Genomic DNA, 20,655 nt, shown 5'->3' with positions numbered 1-20,655 from the left:
CTACGCTCGTGTCATGCGCAGCGAACTCTTCTCGGCCGAAAACCTGGAGAAAGAGCACAGCCAGCCGGGTCTGCGGCTGCAGAACTCGAAACTCCTCAAGGCCGAACTGAACGGTGAATTCCTGGCCCGGACCGGGTCGATGGTCGCCTACCAGGGGCAGGTGACGTTCGAGGCGCTCGGCTCCGGGGGCCTCGGCAAGTTCCTCAAGCAGAAACTGACGGGCGAGGGCGTCCCGCTGATGCGTGTCCGCGGCAACGGCGACGTCTTCCTCGCCGAGAACGCGGCCGACATCCACCTGATCGATCTGGAGCCCGGCGACGCGCTCTCCATCAACGGGGCGAACGTGCTGGCCTTCGACTCGTCGCTGAACTACGACATCAAGATGGTCCAGGGCGCCGGCATGTTCTCCAGCGCGGGCTTGTTCAACTGCGTCTTCAGCGGGCACGGCCGGATCGCGGTCACCACCCGGGGCACGCCCGTGGTGCTCAACGTCGACCAGCCCACCTTCGTCGATCCGCAGGCGGCGATCGCCTGGTCGGCGAACCTGCAGACCGGTTTCCACAAGGCCGAGCAGTTCAACCTCGGCACCCTGCTGGGCCGCAGCACGGGTGAGCGTTTCACGATGAGTTTCGCCGGGCAGGGCTTCGTCATCGTCCAGCCGTCGGAGGAGCCGCCCGGCGGTGCGGTCCGCGTGGCGGAGAAGAAGTCCAGCAGCGGCGGCAGCATCCTGGGCGACCTCTTCGACGATTAGCGTCCGGTGCGCAGGCCCTCCAGCCAGGCCGCCGAGTCGGTGAAGGCGCGGTCGGACAGGCCCGGCGGCGCCGCCACCGGCGGCTCGGGCTGGAGGCGGTGCTTCGGGTAGCTGCCGAGGAACCGGACCTCGGCGCAGATGCGCCGCAGGCCCTGCAGGGCCTCTCCGACGCGGGCCTCGGCGACGTGCCCGGTGCAGTCGAGGAAGAAGAAGTACGTCCCCAACTGCTCCCCGGTCGGCCGGGACTCGATCCGGGACAGGTTGACACCCCGCACGGCCAGCTCGGTGAGCACCGCGAGGAGCGCGCCGACCTGGTCGTGCCGGATCGAGACGGCCAGCGAGGTGACGTCGTCGCCGGTCGGCGTGGTCGGTGCTCCGGGCCTGGTGAGCAGCGCGAAGCGGGTGACCGCCTCGGCCCGGTCGGCGACCTTCTCGGCCAACACGGCCAGGTTGTTGCGGTCCACCCCGATCGGCGCGCACAGGGCGGCGTCGTGTTCGCCGGTGGCGGCGCTGATCGCGGCGGCGGCGTTGGAGAGCACGTCGACGACGACCGCGTCCGGGACGTTGGCCTGCAGCCAGCGCCGGCACTGCGCGGACGCCTGCGGGTGCGCGGCGACCGAGCGGATCGCGGCGAGCGGCGTCAGCGCACGGGCGGCGAGCACGAACTCGACCGGCAGCAGCACCTCCCGCGTGATCATCAGAGGGCTGCCGGTGATCAGCTCGTCGAGGGTGACCGGGACGGCGCCGCCCACCGAGTTCTCCAGGGGGACCAGCGCGGCGTCGGCCTCTCCGGCACGGACGGCCTCGAGAGCCTCGGGCACACTGCGCGCGGGAGTACGAACCCCGCGCTCAGCCGCGGGAATGGTGCGCAGGGCGGCCTCGGTGAAGGTGCCCTCGGGACCGAGGTAGGCGAAGCGCATGGGCGGCGTACCAGGCATTCGCGAAAGTCTAGTCAACCTCAGGAGCCGCAGGCCATCGCCCTGATCCCGGCCGGCGCGCGGGTCCGGACCGTCGGGTTGCACACGTCGGTGCCCACGGTGACCAGCGTCAGTGTGGTGCCGGTGCCGGTGGCGACCACGGACAGCGGCTCGGCCCCGGTCATCCCGATCGTGGTGTAGCTCCAGCCGCCCGCACAATACGGCCCGTCCAGCACGTTCACGTTCTTGTCCGGCACGGCGGGACTGCTCTTGGCCAGAGTGATGATCTGCGCCCCGGTCGGCTCCCCGGTGCATCGCGGGGCGTAGGACGGCGCCGGTCCGGCCGGGGTGGTCGGCGGTGTGGTCGTCAGTCGGGGGGCGTGGGCGTGGGATACCTGTATGTCGGATACGAGTACGTCGGGGTGGCCATGGGCGGCGGCGAGTAGATCGACGGCGGCACCGGCCCGCCGGGCGGGGCGCTGCCGACGGGGGCGCTGCCGGCGGGCACGCTGCCACCGGCTCGCGGCAGTGGCGGCGAGGTCGGCAGGGGCTCGGGCGGGGCGCCGCAGGCACTCAGGAGCAGCAGGCCGGCGGCCGGCACGAGCAGGCGTGTGCGGGGGGACACGCGCTCATGGTAGGAGCGAAATCGTCAGCTGGCGATCCGGTGCCCGGCCGCGGTCAGCGTGTTGACCGCCTCGGTCAGCCGCACCGTGGGCACGAGCAGATAGTCCGTGTCATACGTCGAGAAGGTCACGATGTTGACGCGGGCCTCGGCGAGCGGCCCGACCAGCGACGCGAGCACCCCGGTCATGGCCAGGGTGAGGTCGGCCACGCGCAGACATCGCCACGCCGTGTCGACCTCCGCATTCTCCGGCACCCGGTCGTTGGGGCAGATCACCGAGAGCTCGTCGACGCCCCACGTCACCGAGATGACGCTCTTGTCGTCCGGACCTGCGGTCAGCGTGGCGGGCAGGGTGGAACCGGCCGGAAGCCGACACACCGCGTATTCACCCGGTAACAGGTCTAGATCGAGCATGTTCGCAGACTACGTTGCGGATCTGTAACGTCCAACGGTTGCCGCGTGCGGTGAACGACACATCGTACGGAACAAAAGGGACGTCAATATCGTACCGGGGACAGGAAGGTCAGCGTTCCCGCGACTTGGCCGCCCACCGTCAGCGGCGTCGAGATCGCGTCGACCGTCAGCGGCGCCACGCCCTCACCCGGGACCACCCGTATCAGGCCGCGGGCGAGTCGCTCACTGCGCAGCGCGAGCAGGGGCGGGATGTTCTCCGCCTCGGGGTCCTCCAGGCGGCCACCGCCCGCGGTGAAGTCGATGAGGTGCACCGCGGCACTGAAGCGCAGGCCGACCGCGTCGGCGGGCTTGCCCAGGCCGAGCAGCTCGCTCCCCGACGGGGAGACCGCGACTATCGAGCCCTCGACGTCGATCACCAGGCAGGGCTCGTCGGCCGCCGCGACCGTCATCGTCCAGCGCTCGACGCCCGAGATGAACTCGGCCTCCGACGGTGTCCGGGCCTGGGGGACGAACGCTCCCGAGAGGGAGAGCTCAACATGCGCCACCGGCTCCTCCTCGCTCCTCTTCACATCGCAGGGCCGGCGCAGAACGCCGGCCCGCGATGGCGTCGCAAGGAACGTTACCGGCGGCTCAGCCGCTTGTCAGCGGCCGTCTGTCCGTTGCTGTACGAAGAGTAGTTCGACCATGTGCCCGGGTGGTGGGCGACCGCGGACAGCTTGTTCGCCGTCGACGGGGAGATCTTCGCGCCACCCGCGATGAGCAGGCGGTCGAGCTCCTTGTCGGTGGAGACGAGACAGTCCTTGGGCAGGCCGTGGACGCTGATCACGCCGTTGCCCACGAAGGTGAGCACGGCGGTCACCGGCACGTTGAGCCCGACGACGGAGGTGAGCGCCTTGGCGGCACGGCGGGCGTCCTTGCGGGCCTCCACCACGTACTCCGGGCGCTTTCCGTTGATCTGGACCACGTCACCGGCGATCAGGACCCGGGAACGACCGTGATCGACCACCGTGACGGCATAGACGCCACCGGGGCCGATCGCGAGGAATCCGGCACGCTCGTCGGCCGGGTTGGGCTCGTAGTAGGCCTGCGAGACATCGGTCCGCGGCCAGTCCACGATGTGCCAGTTGGGCCCGAGACGATCGAGCCTGGTGAGGGCGCGGGCTCCGGCAGCCTCGAGGCGGCGGACACCGCGCTCGGCGCGACGACGGCGCGCCCACTCGGTGGGTGTGATGATGCGCGGCGGCTCGTCCACGAGAGAGGACGGATGCCTACGGTCCACAGCTGTGGACGTTTGTGACGGCATGGGCAGCGCGGGGCGGGCGGGGAAGACAGTCACTGCGACCTCCGGCAAAAGGTCTGTCGGGCTCTCTTTTCCAACTACCGTACGTGCTCGCGTCCCTACGGAACAGGGCGGCGGGTGGGAAAGAAAGGGGAGTGAGTATGGATGAATGCCGCATTCACGACAACATCTTCTTTCGGATGGTGCATGTGCACCTTCTCAAGCTATCCCCCGCCCCCTGCTGATGCATGGCCGTCCCAAGATCTAGTCACAACGTCACGACCCGATAGCGCTCGGTACGGACTAACGTCAGGCTTGTGTACGTCGACAGTGAAGTCAGCCGCCTCCGTACCGTACTGCTGCACCGTCCGTCAGCGGAACTCGCACGCCTCACACCCCGGAACAACGACTCACTGCTCTTCGATGGGATCCCATGGGTGAGCCGGGCGCAGGAGGAGCACGATGCTTTCGCTGAGGCGCTGCGCACCCGCGGAGTCGAGGTCCTCTACCTCGGTGACCTGCTCGCCGAGACCCTCACCCTCCCGGAGGCCCGGGTCGAGTTGACCGCCGGGGTGCTGGCCGCCCGCCGGCTCGGTGACTCGCTGCGGGCCACCGTCGCCGGCTACCTGGCCGATCAGGACCCGGACCGGCTGGGTGAGATCCTGGTCGCCGGCCTGGCCCACGAGGAGATCAAGTCGAGTGGCGGCGGTCTCGTCTACGAGATGATGGATCGTCACGACTTCGTCATCGATCCGCTGCCCAATCTGCTGTTCACCCGTGACACGTCGGTGTGGGTGCGCGACCGGGTGGCGGTCACCAGCCTCGCGATGCGCGCGCGCCGCCGGGAGACCACGCTCACCCACGCCATCTACCGACACCATCCCCGGTTCGCCGGCGCCCAGTTGCTCTTCGACCCGTCCCTGGAGCACGTCGAGGGTGGGGACGTGCTGGTCCTCGCCCCGGAGGTGCTGGCCATCGGCGTCGGCGAGCGGACCACCCCGGCCGGCGCCGAGCGGCTCGCCAAGCGGGTCATCGCGGCCGGCCTAGCGCACACCGTGCTGGCCGTGCCGATCGCCCAGGAGCGCGCCACCATGCACCTGGACACCGTCTGCACCATGGTGGACGTCGACGCGGTGGTGATGTATCCGAATCTCGCCGACAGCCTGCAGGCGTGGACGATCACCGGCGACGGCGACGAGTTGCGTGTCCGGCCGCCCCGCCCGTTCCTGGAGGCGGCGGCCGAGGCGATGGGCATCGACCGGCTGCGGGTCATCGACACCGGCCTGGACCCGGTCACCGCCGAACGCGAGCAGTGGGACGACGGCAACAACACACTCGCCATCGCGCCCCGGCTCTGCGTCGCCTACGAACGCAACGTCGAGACCAACGCCCAACTGGAGCGCGCCGGCATCGAGGTGGTCCGGATCAGCGGCTCCGAGCTGGGCTCGGGCCGCGGCGGCCCGCGCTGCATGAGCTGCCCCATCCAACGCGACCCACTGAAGGGTTGAGTGGGACGGACGCGCATTGCGCCCGCCGACGTCGAGGGCTCGGCGCCCTCGACGTCGGCTCAAAGGGCGCAATGCCGCCGAGGGGCAGCGAAGGCAATCAACGCAGGGTCAGCTGGCGGCCGATGAGGCCCTGCTTCGCGCGCCGGGCGGCGGCGTCCAGCGGTTCGTCGACGGCCAGGATGTCGTGGTAGCGCTTGGCGAAATCGGCCAGCACAGCCTCGAACTCGGCGCCCTCCGGCTCACCCGGAACGTCCCACACCGGGACGAGCAGGCCGTGCGCCCGGAACATGCCGGCGAACTTGGTGTCCTCACCGAGCAGCAGGTCACCCGAGGCGGACAGCCGCGACAGCGCGTTCAGCGCCTGGTCCTCCGGCTCGCTGAGCACCCAGCGGACGTGGCTCTTGTCCGGGGCGACCCGGCACCAGTACGCCGCCTTGGCCGCGGCCAGCCGCACGGTCGGGTAGATCGAGGCGTTGGCCCGCTCCAGTGACGCCTTCACGGTGCCGTCCTGCATCTGCTCCGGGTCCAGCCAGTACTCGAAGCCCTCGTGCATGGCGATCTCGAGCGGGTTGTCGACCAGGATGTCCTGCAGGCGCGGGCCCTCACCGGGCAGAGCCGGCACCGACACGGTGTTACCGGGCTCGGTCTGCAGCGCGCTCAGGATCGCCACGGCCAGGTCACGGGACACGTCCCCGGACTGGACGTGCCGTTGCAGGCCGATGAAGACGTGCCCGTCACGGCGGGACATGGCCGGCCACGCCATCGGCAGCACCGTCGACAGGGTGACCGAGCGGTCGCCGTACTCCTCGACGATCTCCGGTTTGAGGGTCAGCGGCGCGGACGCGGCCGGGACCAGCTCGCGCAGAGCGATCCATTCCGGCTCGTCGGCCAGGCCCTCGAACGGGCGGGCGACGAAGATGTCGCGCACCTTCGTCTTCGGTGCGGTTTCGCGGGACTTGCGACGCTTGCTCACGGGGAACCAGGGTAAGCGGTCATTCCCGCGATCCGGTGACATGGGCCACCCAAAGTCGCTCAGCAGTGGCTCACGCCCGGGGTAGCCGCACCTCGGCGACCGTGCCGCCGCCCTCCCGGGGGCGCAGTGACACCCATCCGTTCTGCCGCTCCACCAGCCGCCTGACCAGGTAGAGGCCGAGCCCGGCGCCGGCCCGGTGATGCACCGAGTCGGCCTGCCAGTAGCGGTCGAAGGCGTGCTCCACGTGCTCGGGGGCGATGCCGGCGCCCCGGTCGGAGACCCGGAACCGCAACGTGTCGTCGTCGGTCCCGGCGCACACCTCGACCGTGGTGTCCGGGTCCGAGTACTTCTCGGCGTTGGTGGCCAGCTCGGTGAGGATGGTGGCGATCGAGTCGCGCGACCCGTACGCCTTCGGTAGTCCCTCCGGCATGTGTGACAGCACCAGCCGCTCCCGGAGATCGCCGGGCAGTGTGGCGGCGGCCTCCCGCAACGCCTCCACGAGGTCGAACGGGCCGGCCGGGGCGGCGCCCACCCCGCCGTCCTCCTCGCTCGCGGCGGAGAGCAACCGGTCCACCAGCCGGGCGAGCTCGCCGGCCCGGGCGCCGATCACCCGGACCGCCTCGCGCCGGCCCGGCTCGCCCAGGCTCTCCCAGTGGTTGGTGAGCGTGTCCGCATACCCTTGATCACGGTGACCGGCGTGCGCAGCTCGTGACTGGTGACCGCCACCCACAGGTCGCGGTCGGCGTCGGGCTTGGGGTCGTCGTGCGCCGGGAGCCCCGTGTTCAGCCCGTAGAGGCGGCCGACCAGGCCGGTCAGCAGATCGAGGACGACACCGAACTCCGGGCCGGGCTCGCCGTCCAGGTAGACGTGCAGGGAGCCGACCTCCCGGCCGCGATGCTCGCACCGGACACCGAGCAGGTGGCCGGGGTCGACGCCCTCGACGAGGTCGGCGACCGGATCGGACCGGAGATCCACCCGGCGGCCCAGTGCCGGCGCCCACACCCCGGTCGCCACGATGATCCGGCCGTGGTCCGCCGCGAGCTCCGTGAAGGCTGCGCCGCGCGCGCCCAGGGTCTCCTCGGCCAGGGCGACGAGTTGCTGGAGCACCGACAGGCCCGCGTCGCCGGAGTTGAGGCGGCCGAGGATCGCCACCTGACCGCGGGTCAGGGCCGCGAAATCGGGGCGTTCCGGCATGCCTGCGAGTTTGCCTCGCCCGCCGGGTTTTGGGCAGACGAACCTAAGCGAATCCTGGGGCTTAACGGCTCTCAGTGGTGTAGGTCACACTCGGTTGAGTTGCTCCAGCACGAACCGGGGACGGTCGGTGATCACTCCATCCACGCGGTGCTCCAGCACCAGACTCAGATCCGCCTCGTCGTTGACCGTCCAGACATACACCTGATGGCCGGCCGCCCGGAGTGCCGGCAACAGCGCCGGGCGCGCTCTGATCAACTCGACGCCCGGCCCGGCGGTTCTGGCGCCGAACGGCAGCCGGCCCCGGCCGGCTCCCGGAGGGACCAGCTCCATCAGATAGACCGTGGGCAGACCGGGCGCCTGGGCCCGGACCCGGCGCAGCGCGAGCGCCGCGAAGGACATCACGGTGACCTGTACGTCGTCGTCCGGTTTCGGATCGGCCAGGCCGTAGTGCCGCAGCATCCGGATCAGCCTGCGCTCCACCTCGGCGCCGTAGCGCGACGGGTGCTTCGTCTCGATCAGCAGCCGCACCGGGCGGCCGGAGGACCGCACCGCCTCCAGCAGCCGCTCCAGCGTGAGCAGCCGGGACAGGTGGGGCAGCTCGGCGTCGGCCGGATAGCCGGGATGCCAGGAGCCGAAGTTCAGCTCGTCGAGCTCGGCCAGGGTCTTCGAGCTGACCCGGCCCCGGCCGTCGCTGGTGCGGTCGAGCTTGCTGTCGTGCACGCAGACCAGGTGCCCGTCGCGGGTCAGCCGGACATCGCACTCCAGGCCGTCGGCGCCCTCGTCGAGTGCGCGCAGGTAGGCGCCGAGCGTGTGCTCGGGCAGCGCGTCGGCTCCACCGCGATGGGCGAAGACCAGAGGACGGTACCCGCTGGTCACAGCACGCGGGCCGGCTGTCCGTTGTCGGTCACCACGTCCTTGCCGAGAGCGGCCCACGACTGCATGCCGCCGTCGAGGTTGCGAACGTTGTCCCATCCGTTGTTCATCAGATAGGCCACGACCTGACCGGAGCGCCCGCCGGCCCGGCACACCACGACCACCTCGCCGTCGGTGGGCACCTCGGCCATCCGGGCCGGGATCTCCATCATCGGCAGGTGGTGGGCGCCGGGCGCGTGGCCGGCCTCCCACTCGTCGGGCTCACGCACGTCGAGCAGGTAGACGCCGGGATCGACTTGATCAGCGGTCACGCTGGGAACCTGAGGTCCGAACACCTGACAAGACTAAAGGCTGCTCACTTCTCGTTGGCGACGACCTCGGGATGATCGAGTACGAACTCGCCCAGCTGATCCTTCTTCGCCGCCTGGAACATCTGCAGGCTGATGTCCTGGAACTGCTCACGCCCGTTGCCGTTGCTGGAGAACGTGCCGCTGTTGGTCCGCAGCAGCACCATGTCGTTGGCCGCCACGTTCTTCATGCCGAGCGCGAAGTCGGGCAGTTCGATGTCGCCGATGTCCAGGGTGAAGGCGCTGCCCGCCGACTTGATCAGCGAACTGATCTTGAGCGGGTTGGTCATCACACCGCTGTCGGACGCCTTCTTGGCCATCGCCTTGAGCAGTTGCTGCTGGTGCCGCTGCCGGTCGTAGTCGCCGTTCTTGAGCCCGTACCGCTGGCGGGCGTAGTCGAGCGCCTCCCAGCCCGCCATCTTGCGGCAGCCCACCTTGTGCACCACCGGCTTCGGGTTCAGGCCCTCTCTGGCGGCGTCGGTGAGGTAGACCGGCTTGCCGTCGATCAGGCCCAGGTGCTTCGAGGTGACCTGCTGGTCGACGCACATGTCCACGCCGCCGAGCTCGTCGATCACACCCTTGAAGCCGTTGAAGTTGATGATCGCGGCGCCGTCGAAGCTGATGCCGGTCATGTTCTTCAGCGTCTTGGCCAGGAGTTGCGCCCCACCGGCCGCGCCGGCGCCGTTCTGTGCTCCCCAGTAGAACGCCTCGGTCGCCTTGACCGTGCCGCCCTCCCACTTGCTCTTCGCGAACGCCGGCGTCTCGACCTCGGTGTCCCGGGGCACGGAGATCAGGAACGCCTGGTCGTGGGTGGCCGGGATGTGCAGGATGATGATGGTGTCCGCGTGCAGGGTGTCGTCGGACCAGCTGGCCCGCTTGTCGACACCCATCAGCAGCAGGTCGATCGGCCCCTCGATGGTGGCGCCGCCACCCTCCTCGACCGTCTTCTTCGCGTCACCGGTGAGGTCCTGGACCTCGATCGTCTCGGTGGTCTGGCTGATCAGCATCTTGCCGCCGATCAGGCCACCCCCGCCGGCGATCATCAGCACCACTCCGGCCGTGACGGAGAGTCGCGCCCAGAGCGGTGACCGACGCTTGCGGATCTTCGCTGGGGGTGCCGGTGGCACGACTGGTGGCGACGGCCGATTCGCCGTGACGGTCATGCAGCACTCCAGGGGGAGAGATCGGGGGCTGCATCACCTTACGGACGGCTCATACCTCAGCTGAAGATCTTTCTGGTTTCAAGATGAAGTCATAGCTCTCTGACAGCCGGCGCTCACTTCTTGACCGGGTTGGCCGCGAGCCAGTCGGTCATCTTGTCGCCGGCCACCGCCTTGTAGAGGGCCAGCGCCTTCTCCCGGTCGGCGACCACGACCGATTGGCCGTCGATCGTCTCGCTGCCCTTGTTGGGGCTGGTGATGAAGGTGAGATTCTCGCCACGCAGGTTGCGGAACTGGACCGCCATGTCGGACAGCGAGAACGTCTCGTCGACCGTGACCGCCTTGGTCACCGACTTGAGGAAGTCGTCGAGCTTCGAGGGGCTGGTCAGCGTGCCGCTGCTCGCCGCCTTGTCCATGATCGCCTTCAGGAAGTCCTGCTGGTGCTGCATGCGGGCGAAGTCGCCACGGGCGAACTGCTTGCGCTGGCGCACCCAGTCCAGGGCCTGAGCCCCGTTCATGTGCATCGTGCCCTTCTTGAACTCGCGGAAGGGCTTGTGGATCGAGGTGATGTCCTGCTCGACCTTGAGGTCGACGCCGCCGAGCGCGTCGGTGACCTCCTTGAAGCCGCTGAAGTCGATCGTCATGACGTGGTCGATGCGCACGTCGGTCATGCACTCGACGGTACGGACCGCGCGCGGGATGCCACCGAAGGCGAACGCCGCGTTGATCTTCGCCCGGCTGCTGGTGCCGCACGGTGCGTTGTCCTCGGTCGGGATGCTCACCCACAGGTCCCGCGGGATCGAGATGAGCTGGGCGGACTTGTGGTCGTCCGGCACGTGCATGAGGATCAGCGTGTCGGCGCGCCACTGGTTCGCCTTGTCCTGCACGGCATCCGGGTCACGCGAGTCGGTGCCGATCAGCAGGATGTTGAAGGCGCCCTCGACGGCCTTGCCGGGGCGGTCCGCGGTGAGCCCGGAGAAGGCGTTGGTCCGCTTCAGATCGTCGTCGAGGCCGGAGAAGTAGCCGTACGCCGAGATGCCCGCGACGATCGCGAGGACCAGGACGATCCCGCCCGCGACCATGGCGATGCGGCCCCATCGGGGACGCGGCCGGCGACCGCCGTTGTAGGCGCGGCCGGTGCCGCCGGGAGGGCGCGGCCCGCGCGGGCCGGCCGGCTGGAAGTCGTCACCACCGTAGGAGGCGCCGTGCGGGGGCTGACCCCGGTCGGGACGTCCCGGCCCGGGCACGGACGATCGTCCGGAGGAGTTGCCGCTGGGAGAGGTGGTGGCAGACATGTCACAAGGTTACGTAGTGCCGACGGTTGATCCGGCTCGTCGTCTCCGCTTCGGCACGAAGGTGGGAGGAGTGACGACACGGACACGGACCGGCGCTGGCGACTGCGCCGGTCCGTGGCACTGCGGAGAAAGGTCAGGTCAGTGCGCTCCGTGGCCGGTCACGGCCCGTACCTCCAGCTCCGCGTACTTCTCCGGGTCCGTCTCCTTGGAGAGGATGGTGCCGAGCCAGCCGAAGAAGAAGCCGAGCGGGATCGAGATGATGCCCGGGTTGGACAGCGGGAAGAAGTGCCAGTCCTCGTTCGGGAACATCGCGGTGGCCGAGCCGGACACCACCGGGGAGAAGAACACGAGGATCACTGCGGAGGCCAGGCCGCCGTAGATGGACCACAGCGCGCCCGCGGTGTTGAAGCGGCGCCAGAACAGGCTGTAGAGGATCGCCGGCAGGTTCGCCGAGGCCGCCACCGCGAAGGCCAGCGCGACCAGGAAGGCGACGTTCAGGCTCTGCGCGAAGATCGACAGGGCGATCGCGACCGCGCCGATCAGCAGGGCTGAATACCGGGCGACCCGGACCTCGTCCCGCTCGGAGGCGTTGCCCCGCTTGATCACGCTGGCGTAGAAGTCGTGCGCGAGGCTCGACGACGAGGCCAGGGTGAGACCGGCGACCACGGCCAGGATGGTGGCGAAGGCGACGGCCGCGATGACCGCCAGCATGATCGCGCCACCGGTGTCGCCACCGAGGTAGTCGATGCCGAGCTGCTGGGCGAGCTGCGGGGCCGCCGTGTTGCCGGCCTTGTCCTGAGCGGTGATCTCCTTGCCGCCCACCAGAGCCGCCGCGCCGAAGCCCAGGGCCAGGGTGAACAGGTAGAAGGTGCCGATGATGCCGATCGCCCAGAGCACGCTCTTGCGCGCGATCCGGCTGGTCGGCACGGTGTAGAAGCGGGTCAGGATGTGCGGCAGGCCGGCGGTGCCGAGCACCAGCGCGAGACCCAGCGAGAGCAGGTCCATCTTGCTGTAGAACGTCTTGGCCGCGTCGCCGGCGGTCTCGACGCCGTAGCGCAGGCCCGGTTCCAGGAACGCGGCGCCCTTGCCGGACCGTGCGGCGGCGTCACCGAGCAGCGCCGACAGGTTGAACTTGTAGTGCGCGAGCACCAGCAGCACCATGATCAGCGCGCCGGTCATCAGCATGAACGCCTTGACGATCTGGACGTAGGTGGTGCCCTTCATGCCGCCGACCGTCACGTAGACGATCATCAGCGCACCGACCAGGATGATCGTGGCCACCTTGGCGGTGCCCGCGTCCATGCCCAGGAACGTGGTGTCCGGCTTGATGCCGAGCAGCAGCGAGACCAGGGCGCCGGCGCCGACCATCTGAGCGATCAGGTAGAAGATCGACACCACGATGGTGGAGACGCTGGCGGCGGTACGGACGGGGCGCTGCCGCATCCGGAACGCCAGCACGTCGGCCATGGTGAACCGGCCCGAGTTACGCAGGAACTCGGCGACCAGCAGCAGCGCCACCAGCCAGGCGACCAGGAAGCCGATCGAGTAGAGGAAGCCGTCGTAGCCGTACAGGGCGATGATGCCGGCGATGCCGAGGAACGATGCCGCGGACATGTAGTCGCCGCCGATCGCCATGCCGTTCTGGAAACCGGAGAACTGCCGGCCGCCGGCGTAGAAGTCGGTGGCCGTCTTGGTCTGGCGGCTGGCCCAGATGGTGATGCCCAGCGTGATCGCCACGAAGACCAGGAACAGCGTGATGGTGAGCGAACGGGAGCTGGCAGCCGCCTCGGCCGCGAGGATCTGCGGAGCCATCAGTCCTTGTCCTCGCCGGTCTCGGTGGTCGGGCCGTTCTCCAGGGTGTTGTAGATGTCGTCGGCGAGCGGGTCCAGCTTCTGGGCCGCGTACCGCGAGTAGTGCCACGCGATCAGGAACGTCGAGACGAACTGCAGGACGCCGAAGATCAGCGCCACGTTGATGTTGCCGATCACCTTGATGGCCATGAAGTCCCGCGCGTACGCGGAGAGCAGCACGTACAGCGAGTACCAGACGATGAACGCGACCGTCGTGGGGAAGATGTAGCTGCGCAGTCGGTGACGTAGTTGAGCGAACTCCTCGGAGCGCTGCACTTCGAGGTATCTCTCGGCGGATGCCGGCACGGGATTCACCACCTTCGTGGGGGATGACTTTCCGGCACCGTACGAAGGAGTGAGCCGTGTCACCGTCCGCCGGTCGGGGTCTGCGCTGAGTGGTGGTCTGACTGCGCTGAGCGGCAGTCAGGCCAGCTCGGTGTACCTGCCCCGGTAGTGGATCAGAGGTGACCCGCCGGAGCCAGCCCGGACCGTCTCGATCACTCCGTCGAGTAGCAGAGCCCACCCGCACGGGCGGCTGCCGTCCAGGGCGCACCCGGCCCAGGTGGTGGCGTGGGCCGGAACCGGACCGTACTCCGTCTGCTCCCAATCGCCCGACGCGAAGAGCCCACCCGGCGCCGGGAAGAGGCCGGCGAACCGGTCGGCGAGCTGCCGGTCGGCCGGGGTGAGCGGGGTGACCGCGAACCGGCCGGCCGCCGACGCGGCCTCCCAGAAGTCGCTCTCCTCGTCGATCAGGCCGAGCATCCGGCCGGGCTCGCCGTCGGCGATCATCGCGGAGGACACGGTCAGGCCCGCCGGACCGGGCGCCGTCCACAGCGTCACGGTCGCGGCGATCCGGCCGCGCAGGCGCCGCACCTGCGACTTCTCGGTCTCCGGGACGGCGAACGGATCGTCGGAGTGGATGCGGCCACCGGGCTCGTCGGACATCATCCGATCATTGTCCCGATTACAGATTGCGCATGCGGCTACCCGATCCTATTGATCAACAACTATTTTCGAGGCATGAGTCAGGGGGCGCTGCGACCAGGGGACGTCGTGCACGTCGGCCCGGAGGCGAGTGTCCAGTTCTCCGGCGATCGCGCGTTGACCTTCCGGATCATCCGGGTCGACCCGCGAGCCACCTACGACGGATGGATCTGGCTGGAGGGCTACGTTCTCGACCCGGGCGGCAGCGCACTCCAGCGCCGCCGCATCTTCGTCCGCGAGGTCGGCCTGCGGCACGGTCAAGCCGGTGCCGGCAGCTCGTAACGGATCTCGAACTGCTGACCGGCCTTGATCATGACGGTCACCTCGATCGGCCGTTCCCCGTCGGTGTAGGCGACCCGGAACTGCCGTAGCACCGGGATGTCCCCGGGCAGCTGGAGTGCGATGAACTCGGCGACCGTGGCCGGCCGGACCGAGACCTGGTCGACGGCGTGCCGCAGCGGGTGCCCGAGCGCCGCCAGCACGGTCGGTGCGCCGCCCCGCAGCCGCTGGTTCTCGGCCAGCACGGTGCCCCGGGCGATCCCGGCCGGATAGTAGGTCCAGACCAGTTCGGCCGGTTCGCCGTCCAGCATCAGCACCTGGTGCCGGACCGCGACCGGATCACCGGCCGTGATGCCGAAGGCCTGTGCCACCTGGGCCGGCGCGCCCGTCTCGCCCACGTCGACCAGGCGGGCCGCGGCGTCCCGGCCGGGGCTCACCGGCGCCGGATGGTGGCCGGCCCGCACCACGGCCGGCCGTCGGCCGGTGGACACCACCGACCGTCCCTTGTGCCCGGTGACCAGGCCCTCCGCCTTGAGGATGGCGAGCGCCCGGGTGACCGTCTGGTTGTTGACCGCGTAGCGGCGGGTCAGCTCGGCGGTGCTGGGCAGGCGCTGGTCCGGGCCGATGTCACCGGCCAGGATCAGCGCCCGCAGGTCACCGGCGAGCTGACGCTGGCGGGATCGATGCCGGTCGTCGGGTATCTCGGGGTCGCGCCCGTTCATGAGGGATCATGCTGCCCCATCCTTGCTCGAAAGTGGACGATCCACGGGCTGTCACCGGGTTACACATTTTGTGTAATGTCGGGTGCCGAGGATGGGAGGCGGACCATCAGCGACGCGTTGCCCCGGGCCGGGGAGGTGCTCCACGTGGGTGCGGCGGCCAGTGTCCAGTTCGCCGGGGCGAGAGCGTTGACCTTTCGGGTCATCCGGGTCGATCCCCGGGTCACGTACGACGGCTGGCTGTGGATCGACGGCTACGTGCTGGGGCCGACCGGTGAGGCGACCGAGCGGCGTGTCATCTTCGTCAAACGTGACGGCCTGCGCCGACCGCACTAGCGCGGCGTCACGGCGGCCAGCAACTCGGGCATCCGGCGGTCCAGCATCGCGCCGGCCAGGTGCGCGCCGAGCAGGTAGGCGCCGACACCGTACGCCAGGCCCACCGGCAGCCCGAGCCACGGTTGGAAGAGGGTCAGCACCAGCACCGGGACACCGGCGATCAGGGCGCCGAAGAGCGCGGCCAGACCGGGCAGGGTCTTGCTGAACCCGCCACCCGAGGACAGCGAGAACGGGCCGGTCGTGTCCGGCAGCGCGTAGGCGGCGCGCACCGAGATCGGCATGACCAGCGCCAGACCCGCACCGTAGGTGGCGAGCAGCGTGCCCAGCTGCGCCGCGACATTCTCCGGCCGGCCTTCGAGTACCGCCGTCACCACCGCCACGAGCAGCAGCAACGGCACCGTGAACAGAGCGTGGGCGGCGGCCCGCGAGTGCACCTCGAGACGCCCCGGAACACCGGTGGCCAGGTTGGTGGCGTAGGCGCTGCCCTCGTACCCGAACTGGTTGGCCAAGGCGATCGGCGCGATGGCGCCGACCACGAACGCCAGCCCGGTGGCGCCGCCCTCACCGCCGGCGAAGGCGGTGGACAGCGGCAGGAAGAGCCCGGCCATGCCGAGGGTGACCAGTGCGGCGCGCCGCCGCGTCTCCCGCCACCAGTAGCGGATCTCCCGCGCCGTCAGCGCCCCGAAACGGCTCCGCCGCGACCAGCGGAACAGCAACTGGTCCACCGGACCGCGATCGTCGGACGTGCCCGTTCGGCCCCGCGAGCCACCCGCCGTGCCGACCATCGCCTGCTCCAGCGTGCGACTCCACCACCAGAGCAGACCGCCGACGGCGGCAAGGACGATCAGGACCTTCAGGGGTACGGCCCACGCCCGGCCCGCCGCGACGTCGAGACCCAGCGTGTACGGGGCGCCGAGTGGCGTCCACCCCACCGCCTGGGCGATCACCTCGACAGAGTCCCAGTCCGCCCGGTTCAGCACCCCGAGCAGGGTCAGCTCCAGCGGCCCGATCGACGCGGCCACCACCGCGAGCATGATGGTGGCCAGGTCACGGGCCCGCCGGGAACGCAACGCGGTGGCGAAGGCGCTGATCACCGCCCGGCTCAGCGCCACGCACAACACCAGCCCCAGAACCACTCCGGCCAGCGCCGCGAGCGCCGCCGCAGGACCACCGAGCTGGGCTGCCGACGTCACCGTGCCGAGCGTGGCGGCGAACGTGGCGAGTGCCGGGAGCCCGGCCAGCGCGGCCACCCCCATCCCGGCGATCAGGGTGCGGCGACGCAGTGGCAGCAGAGCGAACTGGGCCGGGTCGAGGGTGTTGTCGACGCCGAAGAAGAGCAGCGGCAGGAACACCCAGCCCAGGATCAGCATCGCCCCGCCGAACGGGAACATGATCTCGCCCGCCCCCGGCCGGTCCAGCAGGCCGGGCAGAGCGAAGACGGCGTGCCCGAGGATCGCGAAGAGAGCGGCCGCGACCAGCCCGAGCACGAACATCGCGATCCGGGCCGGCCGGCCGCGCAGCCCGTTGCCGGTGATCCGCAGCTTGAGCCGGACGAACGGCCAGACCCCGACCCGGACCGGCGTGGGGGTCAGAGCCACGCGAGCTCCGACCCGGTGGCCACCCGGCCGCCGACGACCTGCACGAACACGTCCTGCAGTGCCCGCTCGCCACGCACCTCGGCCAGCGGCCCGCACAGCCGGAGCACCCCGTCGGACATGATCGCCACGTGGGAGCAGAGCCGCTCCACCACCTCCAGCACGTGACTGGAGAAGACGACGGTGCCGCCGCCCGCGACATACCGCTGGAGGATGTCGCGGATCAGCGCCGCCGACACCGGGTCGACCGCCTCGAACGGCTCGTCCAGCACCAGCAGGCGCGGCGCGTGCAGCAGGGCGCAGGCCAGGCCGATCTTCTTCTTCATGCCGGCCGAGTAGTCGACGACGAGGGTGCGGTTGCCGCTGCCGAGCTCCAGCACGTCGAGCAGGTCACGAGCGCGCTGGTCGACGACGTCGGCGGGCATCCCGCGCAGCAGGCCGTGATAGGCGAGCAGCTCCGGGCCGCTCAGCCGGTCGAACATCCGCACGCCGTCGGGCAGCACCCCGACCAGCGCCTTCGCCTCGGCTGGGGAGTGCCAGACGTCATACCCCAGAAGGACGGCCTGCCCAGCGTCGGGCCGCAACAGGCCCACCGCCATCGAGAGAGTGGTGGTCTTGCCGGCGCCGTTGGGGCCGAGCAGGCCGAAGAACGAACCGGCCGGCACCTCCAGGCTCACCCCGGAGACCGCCAGCCGTGTGTCGAAGTGTTTGACGAGCCCGCGCAGCGACATCGCCGCCGTACCGCCCTCGGGCGGGCGCTGTGCCGGAACACTCATGAATAGAACGTATCGGGCCGGCGGGCGGTCCGGGAACCTCCGGACCGCCCGAACCGATCAACCGACCCGCTCGATGACGGCCCGCCGGATCAGGAACTTGCCGGGCTCGCGGACCTCCTCGAAGGCCGCGTTGTTGAGCAGGATGCAGCTGCCCGAGGTGCTGGCCACCTTGACCGTGATGCTCTTGTTGTTGTCCAGGTTCCGGACCCGCAGCGTCGTGCCGATCGGGAAGGTGCCGCTGGACGCGGCCGCGGCGCCACCCTCACCGGAGAGCGTGACGGTCGAGCCGGGGCACACGACCTCGCCCGCGCCCGCGTTGCCGTTGCCGGCCGGCGGCTTGGCGGGGGGCTTGGTCGCCTGGGCCGGCGGCTTCGTGGCCTGCTGCGCGGGCGGGGTGGTCGCCTGGGCCGGCGGGGCCGCGACGGCGCCACCGCAGCCGGCCTGCTTCTTCTGCACGTTGATCAGGTCGATCACGGCCTGCCGGTTGGCGACGATGGCCTCGGTCTGCGAGTTCGGGTTGGCCCGCTGGGTGGCGATGAACTGCTGGTTGTTGCGGATCGCCTGGTCCATCCCGTCACAGACGGAGGAGGCGTTGCTCAGGCCGGTGCCGACGGCGATACCGCCGCCGACCAGAGCGGCCACGGCGACACCGATCACGATCTTGCGCTTGTTCCCGGTCTGGCCCGGGCGGCGGTATGTGCGTCTCATGCCCGTGATTACGAGGACGTCACAGCCTCCGGTCGAGGGTCGAACATTAAAGATCCTTAAATCAGATCCGGAGGGACTCGGGGGCGTGCAGGCGCAGCATCGTGGCGCCCACGTCCGGAGGGACCCGGCGGCCGGTGGCCAGCGAGACGGCGACCATCACCAGGAACGCCAGCGGCACCGTCCAGGCAGCCGGCTGGCCGACGATCTCGGCGGGCCAGCCGGTCAGTGGCGGCCCCAGGACGGTCAGCAGCACCGCCGCCATCGCCGCGCCGCCGCCGGCGATCAGACCGGCGATCGCGCCGGCGTCGGTGAGCCGCCGCCACCAGATGCCGAGCACCAGCAGCGGGCAGAAGCTCGACGCCGCGACCGCGAACGCCAGCCCCACCACCCGCGAGACGTCCATGTCGGACACGTAGAGGGCCAGCCCCGTCGGCACCGACGCGGCCAGCAGGGTGGCGATCCGGAAGTCCCGGATCGAGCCGTTGCGGCCACCGCGCAGCACATCCGTGAAGATCACCCCGGCGACGCTGGTGAGCAGGCCGGACGAGGTGGAGAGGAAAGCGGCCAGCGCGCCCGCGGTGACCAGGGCGCCGAGCAGCCTGCCCAGGTGGCCGTCACCGAGGGCGGCCTCGGGCAGCAGCAGCACCACGGCGTCGGTGTTGCCGGTCATCAGCAACTGTGGTGTGTAGATCCGGCCGAGCACCCCGTACATGGTCGGGAGCAGGTAGAACAGGCCGACCATGGCCAGCACCACGAGGGTCGTGCGGCGGGCCGAGGCGCCGTCCGGGTTGGTGTAGAAGCGCACCAGGACGTGCGGTAACCCCATGGTGCCGAGGAACGTGGCCAGGATGAGGGAATAGGTGGCGAAGAGCCCGGTCTTGCCGGGGAGGAGCCACGCCGCTCCGAACTGGGCGTCCACAGTGCTCACCTCGGGCACCGGCGAGCCCGCGGCGAAGTTCAGCTCCTGCCCCTTCTCGACCCGCTGCGAGCCGTCCAGGACCGCGTCCTGCTCGACCGTGACGGTCGTCGCGACGGAGAAGACCGCGCCCGCCGGTGGCGTCACCGCCGGACGGCCGTCGGCCTGCCACTGCAGAGCCAGGAAGATGATGGGTACGGCCAGAGCCGTCAGCTTCAGCCAGTACTGGAACGCCTGCACGAAGGTGATCGCCCGCATCCCGCCGAACGCCACGTTCGCCGTCACCACCACCGCCACGACCAGGGCGCCCCAGGCGTACGACCCCCCGGTCAGCGTGGCGAACGTGAGGCCCGCCCCCTGCAATTGGGGCAGCAGGTAGAGGCAGCCGATGAACAGCACGAACGTGGTCGCCAGCCGGCGCAGGGTGGTCGACCGGAGCCGTACCTCGCAGAAATCGGGCAGCGTGAACGCCCCGGAACGGCGCAGCGGGGCGGCCACGAAGAGCAGCAGCGCCAGATAGCCGGCGGCGAACCCGACCGGATACCAGAGCACGTCCACGCCGTAGCGCAGCACCAGCCCGGCCACCCCCAGGAAGGACGCCGCCGACAGGTACTCGCCACTGATCGCGGCGGCGTTCCAGGACGGGCTGACCGAGCGGGAGGCGACCAGGAAGTCCGATGTGGTCCGGGCGAAGCGCAGCCCGTACGCCCCGATCGCCACGGTCAACAGCAGGACCACGATGAGGCCGGGCGCCAGGTACGGGTTCACTGCTCCGGCCTGCGGATGAGCGCCGCGAAGTCCTGCTCGTTGCGTTCCGCCCAGCGCACGTAGGCGGCGCCGACCAGCACCAGGAAGGGGAACGACAGCACCCCGAGCAGCACCCAGGGCAGGTGCACCCCGAAGACCTTGACGGCACCGACGGCCGGCGCGACGGCGAACAGCAGCGGCAGAGTGCCCAGTCCGGCCGCGACCACCAGGGCCAGCCGCAGCGCGAGCGCGAGCTGCGCGCGCATCAGGCCCTTGACGAGCGCCTCACCGACCGGGGTCTGCTCGGTGAGGTCGGCGCTGCCACGGTCGGCCGCGCCACGCCGGGAGGCGGCGTCGGCGAGCACGACCGTCACGCGTGGGCGCGGGGGCGGATCATCGACGGCCATGTCCG

Annotated in this window: 24 protein-coding genes and 1 pseudogene; 4 read left to right on the top strand and 21 right to left on the bottom strand. The window is 70.1% G+C overall.

Annotated features, from left to right (window positions below):
• The first annotated feature begins 13 nt into the window (after positions 1-13).
• Positions 14-751 (top strand): AIM24 family protein, encoded by a 738-nt coding sequence (locus ACQPZW_RS48690; protein ID WP_433792748.1) that lies wholly within the window; start codon positions 14-16, stop codon positions 749-751.
• On the opposite strand, the gene pheA is transcribed toward ACQPZW_RS48690, so the two are convergent.
• The 6 genes from pheA to ACQPZW_RS48660 form a co-directional block, all read right to left on the bottom strand.
• Positions 748-1,689 carry a prephenate dehydratase gene (gene pheA, locus ACQPZW_RS48685; RefSeq protein WP_433792747.1) on the bottom strand — a complete coding sequence of 314 codons (942 nt, stop codon included), beginning with the start codon at positions 1,687-1,689 and terminating at the stop codon, positions 748-750. The two genes, ACQPZW_RS48690 and pheA, sit on opposite strands and share 4 nt — an antisense overlap.
• Before the next feature lie 20 nt (positions 1,690-1,709).
• Positions 1,710-1,925, bottom strand: coding sequence for a hypothetical protein (locus tag ACQPZW_RS48680; RefSeq protein ID WP_433792746.1), 216 nt, complete (start codon positions 1,923-1,925; stop codon positions 1,710-1,712).
• Positions 1,926-2,035: 110 nt separating this feature from the next.
• Complete coding sequence (locus ACQPZW_RS48675; RefSeq protein ID WP_433792745.1) at positions 2,036-2,293, bottom strand: hypothetical protein; 258 nt, start codon at positions 2,291-2,293, stop codon at positions 2,036-2,038.
• A gap of 24 nt (positions 2,294-2,317) precedes the next feature.
• Positions 2,318-2,704: an ACT domain-containing protein gene (locus ACQPZW_RS48670; RefSeq protein ID WP_433792744.1), complete on the bottom strand. Its 387-nt coding sequence runs from the start codon at positions 2,702-2,704 to the stop codon at positions 2,318-2,320.
• A gap of 83 nt (positions 2,705-2,787) precedes the next feature.
• Positions 2,788-3,249 carry a hypothetical protein gene (locus ACQPZW_RS48665; RefSeq protein WP_433792743.1) on the bottom strand — a complete coding sequence of 154 codons (462 nt, stop codon included), beginning with the start codon at positions 3,247-3,249 and terminating at the stop codon, positions 2,788-2,790.
• A gap of 74 nt (positions 3,250-3,323) precedes the next feature.
• Positions 3,324-4,040, bottom strand: coding sequence for a hypothetical protein (locus tag ACQPZW_RS48660; RefSeq protein ID WP_093621421.1), 717 nt, complete (start codon positions 4,038-4,040; stop codon positions 3,324-3,326).
• A 260-nt stretch (positions 4,041-4,300) separates the two neighbouring features.
• Between ACQPZW_RS48660 and ACQPZW_RS48655 the strand changes: the two genes are divergently transcribed.
• Entirely contained in the window at positions 4,301-5,491 is a 1,191-nt protein-coding gene (locus tag ACQPZW_RS48655) for an arginine deiminase (RefSeq protein WP_433792742.1), read from the top strand.
• A gap of 97 nt (positions 5,492-5,588) precedes the next feature.
• On the opposite strand, the gene ACQPZW_RS48650 is transcribed toward ACQPZW_RS48655, so the two are convergent.
• The 9 genes and pseudogenes from ACQPZW_RS48650 to ACQPZW_RS48610 form a co-directional block, all read right to left on the bottom strand.
• Positions 5,589-6,506 (bottom strand): DUF5926 family protein, encoded by a 918-nt coding sequence (locus tag ACQPZW_RS48650; protein ID WP_433792741.1) that lies wholly within the window; start codon positions 6,504-6,506, stop codon positions 5,589-5,591.
• A gap of 28 nt (positions 6,507-6,534) precedes the next feature.
• Positions 6,535-7,658 (bottom strand): annotated as a pseudogene (locus tag ACQPZW_RS48645) (sensor histidine kinase).
• A gap of 84 nt (positions 7,659-7,742) precedes the next feature.
• Positions 7,743-8,534 (bottom strand): glycerophosphodiester phosphodiesterase, encoded by a 792-nt coding sequence (locus tag ACQPZW_RS48640; RefSeq protein WP_433792740.1) that lies wholly within the window; start codon positions 8,532-8,534, stop codon positions 7,743-7,745.
• Complete coding sequence (locus ACQPZW_RS48635; protein WP_433792739.1) at positions 8,531-8,866, bottom strand: rhodanese-like domain-containing protein; 336 nt, start codon at positions 8,864-8,866, stop codon at positions 8,531-8,533. The genes ACQPZW_RS48640 and ACQPZW_RS48635 overlap by 4 nt, the downstream gene beginning before the upstream one ends.
• Positions 8,867-8,886: 20 nt before the next feature.
• Complete coding sequence (locus ACQPZW_RS48630) at positions 8,887-10,041, bottom strand: LCP family protein (protein WP_433792738.1); 1,155 nt, start codon at positions 10,039-10,041, stop codon at positions 8,887-8,889.
• 113 nt (positions 10,042-10,154) lie between these two features.
• Complete coding sequence (locus ACQPZW_RS48625; RefSeq protein ID WP_433792737.1) at positions 10,155-11,333, bottom strand: LCP family protein; 1,179 nt, start codon at positions 11,331-11,333, stop codon at positions 10,155-10,157.
• A 138-nt stretch (positions 11,334-11,471) separates the two neighbouring features.
• Positions 11,472-13,145 carry a solute symporter family protein gene (locus tag ACQPZW_RS48620; protein ID WP_433792736.1) on the bottom strand — a complete coding sequence of 558 codons (1,674 nt, stop codon included), beginning with the start codon at positions 13,143-13,145 and terminating at the stop codon, positions 11,472-11,474.
• Entirely contained in the window at positions 13,145-13,489 is a 345-nt protein-coding gene (locus ACQPZW_RS48615; protein ID WP_433792735.1) for a DUF485 domain-containing protein, read from the bottom strand. The genes ACQPZW_RS48620 and ACQPZW_RS48615 overlap by 1 nt, the downstream gene beginning before the upstream one ends.
• Positions 13,490-13,606: 117 nt before the next feature.
• Entirely contained in the window at positions 13,607-14,131 is a 525-nt protein-coding gene (locus ACQPZW_RS48610) for a flavin reductase family protein (RefSeq protein ID WP_433792734.1), read from the bottom strand.
• A 72-nt stretch (positions 14,132-14,203) separates the two neighbouring features.
• On the opposite strand from ACQPZW_RS48610, the gene ACQPZW_RS48605 reads away from it, so the two are divergent.
• Positions 14,204-14,449 (top strand): hypothetical protein, encoded by a 246-nt coding sequence (locus ACQPZW_RS48605; protein ID WP_433792733.1) that lies wholly within the window; start codon positions 14,204-14,206, stop codon positions 14,447-14,449.
• Here ACQPZW_RS48605 and ACQPZW_RS48600 read toward each other — a convergent pair.
• Positions 14,425-15,168, bottom strand: a complete 744-nt coding sequence (locus ACQPZW_RS48600; protein ID WP_433792732.1) for a GntR family transcriptional regulator — start codon at positions 15,166-15,168, stop codon at positions 14,425-14,427. The two genes, ACQPZW_RS48605 and ACQPZW_RS48600, sit on opposite strands and share 25 nt — an antisense overlap.
• Positions 15,169-15,243: 75 nt before the next feature.
• Between ACQPZW_RS48600 and ACQPZW_RS48595 the strand changes: the two genes are divergently transcribed.
• Positions 15,244-15,501 (top strand): hypothetical protein, encoded by a 258-nt coding sequence (locus ACQPZW_RS48595; RefSeq protein WP_433792731.1) that lies wholly within the window; start codon positions 15,244-15,246, stop codon positions 15,499-15,501.
• Here ACQPZW_RS48595 and ACQPZW_RS48590 read toward each other — a convergent pair.
• The 5 genes from ACQPZW_RS48590 to ACQPZW_RS48570 form a co-directional block, all read right to left on the bottom strand.
• Positions 15,498-17,099, bottom strand: coding sequence for an ABC transporter permease (locus tag ACQPZW_RS48590; RefSeq protein WP_433792730.1), 1,602 nt, complete (start codon positions 17,097-17,099; stop codon positions 15,498-15,500). The two genes, ACQPZW_RS48595 and ACQPZW_RS48590, sit on opposite strands and share 4 nt — an antisense overlap.
• The gene (locus ACQPZW_RS48585; RefSeq protein ID WP_433792729.1) at positions 17,090-17,872 is read right to left on the bottom strand and encodes an ABC transporter ATP-binding protein; all 783 of its coding nucleotides are present in this window, start codon (positions 17,870-17,872) and stop codon (positions 17,090-17,092) included. Before ACQPZW_RS48585 ends, ACQPZW_RS48590 begins: the two co-directional genes overlap by 10 nt.
• 57 nt (positions 17,873-17,929) lie before the next feature.
• Positions 17,930-18,580, bottom strand: coding sequence for a hypothetical protein (locus ACQPZW_RS48580; RefSeq protein ID WP_433792728.1), 651 nt, complete (start codon positions 18,578-18,580; stop codon positions 17,930-17,932).
• A gap of 61 nt (positions 18,581-18,641) precedes the next feature.
• On the bottom strand, positions 18,642-20,264 hold the full coding sequence (locus tag ACQPZW_RS48575) for a cation acetate symporter (RefSeq protein WP_433792727.1): 1,623 nt from the start codon (positions 20,262-20,264) through the stop codon (positions 18,642-18,644).
• Positions 20,261-20,650: a hypothetical protein gene (locus ACQPZW_RS48570; RefSeq protein WP_433792726.1), complete on the bottom strand. Its 390-nt coding sequence runs from the start codon at positions 20,648-20,650 to the stop codon at positions 20,261-20,263. The genes ACQPZW_RS48575 and ACQPZW_RS48570 overlap by 4 nt, the downstream gene beginning before the upstream one ends.
• Positions 20,651-20,655 lie beyond the last annotated feature (5 nt).

The sequence above is a fragment of the Actinoplanes sp. CA-252034 genome, from assembly GCF_050956125.1.
In the GTDB taxonomy this organism is placed as follows: domain Bacteria; phylum Actinomycetota; class Actinomycetes; order Mycobacteriales; family Micromonosporaceae; genus Actinoplanes.
The sequence above is the reverse complement of the archived record's forward strand: the minus strand, read 5'-3'. Positions and strand labels throughout refer to the sequence as shown.

What these genes read in the sequence shown, in the direction of transcription:
- ACQPZW_RS48690 (WP_433792748.1), top strand. Translation starts at nt 14, where the DNA reads ATGCGCAGCGAACTCTTCTCGGCCGAAAACCTGGAGAAAGAGCACAGC.
- pheA (WP_433792747.1), bottom strand. Translation starts at nt 1,689, where the DNA reads ATGCCTGGTACGCCGCCCATGCGCTTCGCCTACCTCGGTCCCGAGGGC.
- ACQPZW_RS48670 (WP_433792744.1), bottom strand. Translation starts at nt 2,704, where the DNA reads ATGCTCGATCTAGACCTGTTACCGGGTGAATACGCGGTGTGTCGGCTT.
- ACQPZW_RS48650 (WP_433792741.1), bottom strand. Translation starts at nt 6,506, where the DNA reads ATGTCACCGGATCGCGGGAATGACCGCTTACCCTGGTTCCCCGTGAGC.
- ACQPZW_RS48630 (WP_433792738.1), bottom strand. Translation starts at nt 10,041, where the DNA reads ATGACCGTCACGGCGAATCGGCCGTCGCCACCAGTCGTGCCACCGGCA.
- ACQPZW_RS48625 (WP_433792737.1), bottom strand. Translation starts at nt 11,333, where the DNA reads ATGTCTGCCACCACCTCTCCCAGCGGCAACTCCTCCGGACGATCGTCC.
- ACQPZW_RS48620 (WP_433792736.1), bottom strand. Translation starts at nt 13,145, where the DNA reads ATGGCTCCGCAGATCCTCGCGGCCGAGGCGGCTGCCAGCTCCCGTTCG.
- ACQPZW_RS48610 (WP_433792734.1), bottom strand. Translation starts at nt 14,131, where the DNA reads ATGATGTCCGACGAGCCCGGTGGCCGCATCCACTCCGACGATCCGTTC.
- ACQPZW_RS48605 (WP_433792733.1), top strand. Translation starts at nt 14,204, where the DNA reads ATGAGTCAGGGGGCGCTGCGACCAGGGGACGTCGTGCACGTCGGCCCG.
- ACQPZW_RS48600 (WP_433792732.1), bottom strand. Translation starts at nt 15,168, where the DNA reads ATGAACGGGCGCGACCCCGAGATACCCGACGACCGGCATCGATCCCGC.
- ACQPZW_RS48595 (WP_433792731.1), top strand. Translation starts at nt 15,244, where the DNA reads ATGTCGGGTGCCGAGGATGGGAGGCGGACCATCAGCGACGCGTTGCCC.
- ACQPZW_RS48585 (WP_433792729.1), bottom strand. Translation starts at nt 17,872, where the DNA reads ATGAGTGTTCCGGCACAGCGCCCGCCCGAGGGCGGTACGGCGGCGATG.
- ACQPZW_RS48580 (WP_433792728.1), bottom strand. Translation starts at nt 18,580, where the DNA reads ATGAGACGCACATACCGCCGCCCGGGCCAGACCGGGAACAAGCGCAAG.
- ACQPZW_RS48570 (WP_433792726.1), bottom strand. Translation starts at nt 20,650, where the DNA reads ATGGCCGTCGATGATCCGCCCCCGCGCCCACGCGTGACGGTCGTGCTC.